We start from the raw sequence: 7,995 nt of genomic DNA on the forward strand, positions 1-7,995 counted from the left end.
CGCCGCGGCCGACCCCGCTGCCACGGCGGCCCCCGCGGACCCCGCAGCCGCCCCCGCCGAGACCGCCACGGCCGCCCCGACGCCGAGCGGGACCCCCAGCCCGTCGCCCACCCCGACGCTCCCGCCCACGAGGGCCCCCGAGGTGCTGACCGGCGCCGTGCTCCTCACGGGCGTCACGGCAGTGCCGGCGGCGGCCCTCGCGAACGCCGCGCTGGCCGGCGTCGAGGTCGTCGACGTGCCGGGCGGCGACCCTCGCGCGACGTCGGCGACGGTCCGAGCGCTCGCGGAGCGTCGGCCCACCCACGTCGTCGCGCTCGGTGACGCCTTCGGCTCGCCGGAGCGTCTCGCGACGCGCGTGGCGACGGCCGCGACCGGCGTCGAGCTCCCGGGCGGCGGCCAGCTCGTCTTCCCGGCGGTCGCGGGGCTGCCGGGCAAGCGGTACGTCGCGCTGTACGGCACGCCGGGCACGCCCGCGCTGGGGGTGCTGGGCGAGCAGGACGTGCCGGCGACCCTGGTGCGCGCGCAGGGCGTCGCCGACGCGTACCGCCCGCTCACCACGGACACGGTCGTGCCCACCGCGGAGATCATCGCGACGATCGCGTCGGCGGGGGCAGGACCGGACGGGAACTACTCGCAGGAGCGGCCGGTCGACGAGCTGCGCCCGCTCGTCGAGGCGGCCGGCGCGGCGGGCCACACGGTGATCCTCGACCTGCAGCCGGGCCGGACGGACTTCGTCACGCAGGCGCAGCTCTACGCGGACCTGCTCGCGCTGCCGCACGTGGGCCTGGCGCTCGACCCGGAGTGGCGGCTGGCGCCGGACCAGGTGCACCTGCGGCAGATCGGGTCGGTGGGGATCGACGAGGTCAACGCGGTCGTCGCGTGGCTCGCGGACTTCACGGCGCAGCGCGCGCTGCCGCAGAAGATGCTCGTCCTGCACCAGTTCAGCCTGCGGATGATCGGCGAGCGGGAGCGGCTCGACACGTCGCGCGACGAGGTCGCCCTGCTGATCCACGCGGACGGGCAGGGCACCCAGCCGGCGAAGGCGGGCACGTGGACGGCGCTGCACGCGGGTGCGCCGCCGGTGCGGTGGGGGTGGAAGAACTTCGTCGACGAGGACGAGCCGATGCTCGACCCCGTGCAGACCTACGCGGTGCAGCCCGTGCCGGACCTCGTCACGTACCAGTGACGACCCGGGTCCGGGCGAGGTGGGCGTCGAGCCCGCGCTCGCCGGCCCGCATGACGCGCGCGTGCGACGCCGCGAACACCCCGCCGAGCAGGGGCGCGGTCGCGTTCATCCAGCGACGGGTCGTGCGCACGTCCCAGACGACGGCGATCTGCGTGCGCTCGGGCGCGAGCGCGGTGAGCGCGACGTCCCCGGTGCCGACGAGGTCGCCCGTGGCGCTGACGAGGACGCGCCGGTGCGGGTCGGCCTCGTCGACGACCAGCCCGACCTTCAGCGCGTAGCCGAGCGGGGTGCGGAACAGGAGGGTCGCGGAGCTGCCGACGAGCCCGTCGACCGGGGCCACGTCGCGCGTGCGCAGGCGCGGCCACCAGACCGGCCAGGTGAGTTCCGGGTCGGCGAGGACCTCCCAGCAGCGTGCGAGCGGAGCCCCCACGCGCCAGCGGGACGACAGCATGTAGCCGCGACGACGCACGCGGCCGAGTCTAGGCTCGGGGGCGATGAGCACCGCACCCGACGCCACGCCGGTCACCACCGGTGTGGCCGGACGGTGGCGGCGGCTCGTGACGTGGCGGCGCCTGGTCGTGGTCGCGGCCGGTGTGCTGGTCGCCCTCGTGGTCGGGGTGACGACGGCGACCGTCGAGGGGAGCCTGGGCCCGCACGAGGCCCGCTACGACGTCACGACGGACGACACGGTGACGATCGACCTCGGTCCCGTCGGGACGCTGCAGATCGACTCGCCGCTGCCGCTGACGCTCGGGCTGCGCGTCACGGTGCAGGAGATCCCGGCCGCGGTGACGGAGCTCGACCAGGCGACGACGCTCCAGGCGCTGTCGGGCGACCTGCGTAGCTACGTGGCGTTCTTCTCCGCGCCGCAGTCGACGGTCGAGGACGTGGCCCGCTCGCTCGTCACGGATGCGCTCGGGCGTGCGGCGCTGACGTTCGGCCTGCTCACGGCCGTGTGGTGGCTGGCCCGGTGGGCCCTCGGGCCGGTGCGGCGCACGGAGCTGGCCGCGTCGCTCGCCCCGCACACGCGCGTGATCGCGGGCGGGGTCGCGGCGGTCGTGGTCGGCGGGACCGTCCTGACCGCGTCGGTGGGCGAGCGGGACCAGCCGGTCACGTCGCGCCCTGCCTCGGCGGTGTTCGACGGCACGCCGCTGGCGGGCGCCCGGGTCACGGGACGCCTCGGCGGCGTCATCGACACGTACGGGGGCTACGTCGTCGACGCGTACCGCGAGAACACGGCGTTCTACGCGCGTGCGAACACGTCGCTCGAGGACGCGTGGGACGCGACGCAGCCGGTCGTCGACGCGCAGGACGAGCGCGACCGGGCGACCCCGACGGTGTCGGGCAGCCCGGGTCCGACGCAGGACGCGGCGGAGGACGTCGAGCCGGTCGTCCTGCTGGTCGTGTCGGACCTGCACTGCAACGTGGGGATGGCGTCGCTGCTCACGACGGCCGCGCGCCGCGCCGGTGCGGACGTCGTGCTCGACGCGGGGGACACGACGATGAACGGGACGGGCGTCGAGCAGTACTGCGTGACGACGTTCGCCCGTGCCGTGCCGGACGGCGTCGAGCTGGTGACGTCGCCGGGCAACCACGACTCGGCGGAGACGACGGCGATGTACGCGCGGGCGGGGGCGCGGGTGCTCGACGGCTCGGTCGTCGAGGTCGACGGGATGCGGCTGCTGGGCGACCACGACCCCGCGCAGACCCGGATCGGCTCGGGCACGACGGCGGGCACCGAGTCGGCGCAGGACGTGGCCGAGCGCCTCGCTGCGACCGCGTGCGACGACGAGGACGGCGTCGACCTGCTGCTGATCCACACGCCGCGCGTGGGGCTGCCGGCGCTGACGGACGGCTGCGTGCCGGCGCAGGTGTCGGGGCACATGCACCAGCGGATCGGGCCGTCGGTCGTCGGCGAGGGCGTGCAGTACGTGAGCTCGAGCACGGCCGGCGCGACGCTCGGCCAGCCGACGGTGGGGCCGCTCAACGGCACGGCGGAGATGACGGTGCTGCGCTGGGACCCGCGGGAGCGCCGGATCGTCGACTACCAGCTGGTGCAGGTCCGTCCGGACGCGAGCGCGTCGGTGAGCCCGCGGCTGCAGTGGCCGGAGCCCCGCCCGGCGCAGCCGTCCCGCGGCGGCGGGAATCACCCTTCTCCGATGTGACCTCCGTCACCTAAGGTGGGCCTCGCGAGTGGGGCCATGGTCGTGGCACACCGCCTCCCCTCGCACTCGACCGCTCGTGCGGTGAGGGGGGATGGCGTGGAGCAGCGGGACGGGCGCGCGACGGTGCGCGCACCGAGGTCCGGCCGGTGGGTCGCGACGGTCGTGGCCGTCGTGCTCGCGGTCGTGGGCACCCTCCTCGCGGGCGTGCTGCCTGCCGCGGCGTCTTCGGGCGAGGACCGGCTGCGCGCGGGGGAGACCCTCGGGTCGGGGCAGGCGCTGGTGTCGGCGGACGGCTCGCAGACGTTCGTCGTCCAGCCCGACGGCGACCTCGGGCTGTTCGACGCGGACGGTGCGGTCCGCTGGACGGCCGGTGCCACGGTCGCGGGAGCCGCGCTGTCCGTCACCGCGGACGGCGACGTGACGCTCGTCGGGCCCGACGGCACGACCGTCTGGAGCACGGGCACGGCGGGCGCCCCCGGCGCCGCGCTCGTCGTGCGGGACGACGGCGACGTGGTCGTCGAGGGGCCCGACGGCGTGGTGCTCTGGGAGTCGGGCACGGCGACCCTCCCGTCGATCCTGCCGCCCGGCGGCGAGCTCGGACCGGGCGACGCGCTGTCCTCGCCCGACGGTCGGCACACGCTCCTCGTGCTCGACGACGGCGACGTCGTCCTGCTGGGGCCCGACGCGTCGACCCGCTGGTCGACCGACACGCACGAGCCCGGCTCGACGCTGCGGATGCGCGACGACGGCAACCTCGTCGTCACCGACCCCGACGGCCGGCGCCCGTGGCGCAGCAAGACGGCCGGCCACCCGGGCGCGTCGCTCGTGGTCCAGGACGACGGCGCGCTGGTGCTCTACGACGCCGACGGCACGGCCCTGTGGACGTCGCAGAGCGCGATCGGCCCGGCGGTCCTCGCGCCCGGCGCGGCCCTCGCGACCGGCGCCGAGCTCGGCTCGCCCGACGGGCGGCTGCGGCTGCGGCTCGACGAGGCGGGGCTCGCCCTGACGTACGACGAGCAGCCCGTCTGGTCGGCGCCGCTCGCGTCGCCCCCGGGCGCCGGTGCGCGGCTCGTCCCGCAGGACGACGGCAACCTCGTGCTCCTCACCGCGGACGGCACGGCGGCGTGGGCGACGGGGACCTCGGGCGGACCCGGCGCGGGCCTGCGGATGGAGGACGGGGCGGTCCTGCTGCTCGCGTCGACCGGCCAGGAGCTGTGGCGCGTCGACGCGCCCGCCGAGCTGCTCGTGCGCCGCACCGAGCTCGCGACGGACTGCACGACGGTCGACGCCCCGATCCCGCTCGCCGACACCGTGGTCTCCTCGACCGGCGTCCGGGTGCACCCGTGCCTCGCGGCCGCGGTCGACAGCCTGCTCCTCGCAGCCCGGGCGGACGGCGTCGACCTGCACGCGTGGGGCTGGCGCAGCGCCGAGCAGCAGGTCGCGCTGCGGGCCAAGAACTGCCGGGCGTCGTCGTCCGGCGAGTCGGTCGTGTGCCACCCGCCGACGGCTCCGCCCGGGACGTCGCGGCACGAGCGCGGGCTCGCGCTCGACCTCACGGTCGACGGCCGCGTCGTGCAGCGCGACTCGGTCGCGTACGCGTGGCTCGTCGAGCACGCCCCCGCGTACGGGCTGACGAACCTGCCGAGCGAGGCGTGGCACTGGAGCGTCGACGGGTGGTGACGAGGTGATGACGTCCCGGGGCTCGGGCCCGGGCCGCCTACGCTGGTCGCCGTGAGCACCCAGCCGACCACGCCCCCGCTGACCGCGGTGACGCAGGACTACCTCAAGGTGGTGTGGTCGGCCCAGGAGTGGTCGTCGCAGCCGGTGACGACCAAGCTCCTCGCGTCCCGCCTGGGGGTCGGCGCGTCGACCGTCTCGGAGACGGTGCGGAGGCTGGCCGACGCGGGCTACGTCACGCACCAGCCCTACGGCGCCGTCGAGCTGACGGCGGAGGGGCGCCGGCACGCGCTCGCGATGGTGCGCCGGCACCGGCTCATCGAGACCTTCCTCGTCGAGGTGCTCGGGTACGGCTGGGACGAGGTCCACGACGAGGCGGAGGTCCTCGAGCACGCGGTGTCGGACGCGTTCGTCGCGCGCATCGACGCGCAGCTCGGGCACCCGCGCCGGGACCCGCACGGCGACCCGATCCCGGGCCCGGACGGTTCCGTGGACGCCCCGGCGGCGCGCGTGCTGTGGGAGGCCGAGCCGGGGTCGTGGTCGGTCGCGCGGATCTCCGACGCCGACCCGGAGCTGCTGCGGTACCTGGAGACGGTGCGGCTGGTCCTCGACGCGCCCGTGCAGGTCGTGGAGCGGCGCACGGTCGCGGGCGTCGTCGCGGTGCGCGCGGGCGAGGGGGCCGACGCGGCGTCGGTCGACCTGGGCGAGGTCGCGGCGCGCGCGATCTGGCTCGTGCCGCGCGGCTGACGCGTCGCCGGGTCGTGCCGTAGGCTCGACCCATCCCCGGAGCTGACGACGGCGTGACTCCGCATCCTTGTCGAATCGATTCGTGCCGGAGGACCGCCGTGGTCACCCTGACGCCCGCGCGCACGCGCGCCGCGCTCTTCGCCCTCGCGCTCGGCGGCTTCGGGATCGGGACCACCGAGTTCGCCACGATGGGCCTCCTGCCCGAGATCGCGACCGACCTCGACGTGTCGATCCCCGTCGCCGGGCACGCCATCACCGCCTACGCGCTCGGCGTCGTCGTCGGCGCCCCCACGCTCGCGGCGCTCGGCGCCCGCCTCGACCGTCGCCGGCTCCTGCTGCTGCTCATGGTCGCGTTCACCGTCGGCAACGTCCTCTCGGCCTTCGCACCGACCGCGGAGACGCTCGTCCTCGCGCGATTCGTCGCCGGGCTCCCGCACGGCGCGTTCTTCGGCGTCGGCGCCGTCATGGGGACCGCCGTCGTCGGTCCCGAGCGCCGCGGCCAGGCCGTCGCGTCGATGATGGCCGGCCTCACCGTCGCGTGCGCCGTCGGCGTCCCGCTCAGTGCGATCGTCGGGCAGGCCGTCGGCTGGCGCTGGGCGTTCGTCGGCGTCGGCGTCCTCGGCCTCGCGACGCTCGCCGCGCTGCAGGTGTGGACGCCGGGCCTCCCGCCCTTGCCGGGCGCGACCGTCCGCACCGAGCTCGCCGCCCTGCGCAACCGCCGGCTCTGGATCGCGTTCGCGGCCGGTGCGGTCGGCTTCGGCGGCATGTTCGCCGTCTACTCCTACGTCAAGCCGCTGCTCACCGAGGTGACCGGCCTCGACGTCGGGCTCGTGCCGCTGGTCCTCGCCCTGTACGGCGTCGGGATGACCGTCGGCACGCTGCTCGGCGGCCGGCTCGCCGACCGGTCCGTGCTCGGCACGGTCGTCGGCGGCATGGTCGCGACGATCGTCGTGCTCGTCGTCATCGCGCTCGTCGGCGCGTGGCCCGTGCCCGCCGTGCTGTCGATCGTCCTGCTCGGCGTGACCTCGCAGGTGCTCGGGCTCGCGCTGCAGACCCGCCTCATGGACGTCTCACCCGCTGCGCCGTCGCTCGGGGCCGCGCTGTGCCACTCGGCGCTCAACCTCGGCAACGCCGCGGGCGCGTTCTTCGGCGGCCTCGTCATCGACGCCGGCCTCGGCTACCTCGCGCCCGCCTGGGTCGGCGCGGGCCTCACGGCCGCCGGGCTGCTCGTCGTCCTGACCGTCGGCCGGTCCGCGCCGCCCGTCCTGCCGGCGGAGCCCGCGTCAGCGCCGGCGACGGGTGCCGAAGAGGGTGCGCGTGATCTCGCGCCCCAGCTGAGTGCCCGCTGACCGCAGGAACGAGTCCAGCGGGTCGCTCGACCGGCGCGACGTGCTGCGCCCCGCCCCCGAGCGCCGCGCCGCCTCCCGGTCGCGCCGCTCGGCCTCCCGCTCGGCCGCCGCGCGCTCCTTCTCCGCGGCCGCGCGCTCCTTCTCCTGCGCGGCGCGCTCCTGCTCCGCCTCCCGCTCGGCCTCCGTGCGGTCCAGGCGCGCGGTGAGCAGCTCGGCCGCCGACTCGCGGTCGACCGTCACGCCGTAGCGGGCGTTCGACGGCGACGCCGCGACGAGCCGCTCGACCTCCGACGCCGGTGCCGCGTCCATCGAGGCCCGCGGGGCCAGCAGGCGCGTCCACGCGACCGGCGTCGGGGCACCCCGCTCGCCGAGCACCGTCACGACCGCCTCGCCCGTCGCGAGGTCCTGCAGCACCCGCTCCAGGTCGTACGACGACGTCGGGTACGTGCGTGCCGCGGCCCGCAGCGCCTTCGCGTCGTCCGGGGTGAACGCCCGCAGCGCGTGCTGCACGCGGCTGCCGAGCTGGCCGAGCACGTCCGTCGGGACGTCCTTCGGGCTCTGCGTGACGAACACGATCCCGACGCCCTTCGACCGGATCAGCCGCACGGTGCGGACGACCTGGGCCAGGAAGTCGTCGGACGCGTCGGCGAACAGCAGGTGCGCCTCGTCGAAGAAGAACACCAGCCGCGGCTTCTCCGGGTCGCCGACCTCGGGCAGCACCTCGAACAGCTCCGCGAGGAGCCACATGAGGAACGTCGAGAACAGCGCGGGCCGGTCCTGCACGCCCGGGAGCTCCAGCGCGGAGACCACCCCGCGCCCGTCCGCCGCGGTCCGCAGCAGGTCCTGCGCCTCGAACGCCGGCTCCCCGAAG

Annotated in this window: 7 protein-coding genes; 5 read left to right on the top strand and 2 right to left on the bottom strand. The window is 76.2% G+C overall.

What is annotated here, in order from left to right; genetic code table 11:
• A partial coding sequence (locus CBZ_RS14725; protein WP_246013423.1) for a hypothetical protein occupies positions 1 to 1,186 on the top strand: 1,186 nt, incomplete at its 5' end.
• Here the strand turns inward: CBZ_RS14725 and CBZ_RS14730 are convergent.
• A complete protein-coding gene (locus CBZ_RS14730; RefSeq protein WP_246013425.1) occupies positions 1,173 to 1,655 on the bottom strand; it encodes an SRPBCC family protein in 483 nt (160 codons plus the stop codon). The genes CBZ_RS14725 and CBZ_RS14730 overlap by 14 nt on opposite strands.
• Positions 1,656 to 1,680: 25 nt before the next feature.
• Here CBZ_RS14730 and CBZ_RS14735 point away from each other — a divergent pair, with 25 nt between their 5' ends.
• The 4 genes from CBZ_RS14735 to CBZ_RS14750 all read left to right on the top strand — a co-directional run bounded on the left by CBZ_RS14735 (position 1,681) and on the right by CBZ_RS14750 (position 7,124).
• Positions 1,681 to 3,351, top strand: a complete 1,671-nt coding sequence (locus CBZ_RS14735; protein ID WP_130782271.1) for a metallophosphoesterase family protein — start codon at positions 1,681 to 1,683, stop codon at positions 3,349 to 3,351.
• Between the two features lie 96 nt (positions 3,352 to 3,447).
• The gene (locus CBZ_RS14740) at positions 3,448 to 5,031 is read left to right on the top strand and encodes a D-alanyl-D-alanine carboxypeptidase family protein (RefSeq protein ID WP_165446794.1); all 1,584 of its coding nucleotides are present in this window, start codon (positions 3,448 to 3,450) and stop codon (positions 5,029 to 5,031) included.
• A gap of 51 nt (positions 5,032 to 5,082) precedes the next feature.
• Entirely contained in the window at positions 5,083 to 5,775 is a 693-nt protein-coding gene (locus CBZ_RS14745) for a metal-dependent transcriptional regulator (RefSeq protein WP_130782273.1), read from the top strand.
• Positions 5,776 to 5,873: 98 nt separating this feature from the next.
• A complete protein-coding gene (locus tag CBZ_RS14750; RefSeq protein WP_130782274.1) occupies positions 5,874 to 7,124 on the top strand; it encodes an MFS transporter in 1,251 nt (416 codons plus the stop codon).
• On the opposite strand, the gene CBZ_RS14755 is transcribed toward CBZ_RS14750, so the two are convergent.
• Positions 7,059 to 7,995: helicase HerA-like domain-containing protein (locus CBZ_RS14755; RefSeq protein WP_130782275.1), on the bottom strand; the 937-nt coding region annotated here is incomplete at its 5' end. The genes CBZ_RS14750 and CBZ_RS14755 overlap by 66 nt on opposite strands.

Origin of the sequence: Cellulomonas biazotea, assembly GCF_004306155.1 — a bacterium.
Lineage (GTDB): Bacteria > Actinomycetota > Actinomycetes > Actinomycetales > Cellulomonadaceae > Cellulomonas > Cellulomonas biazotea.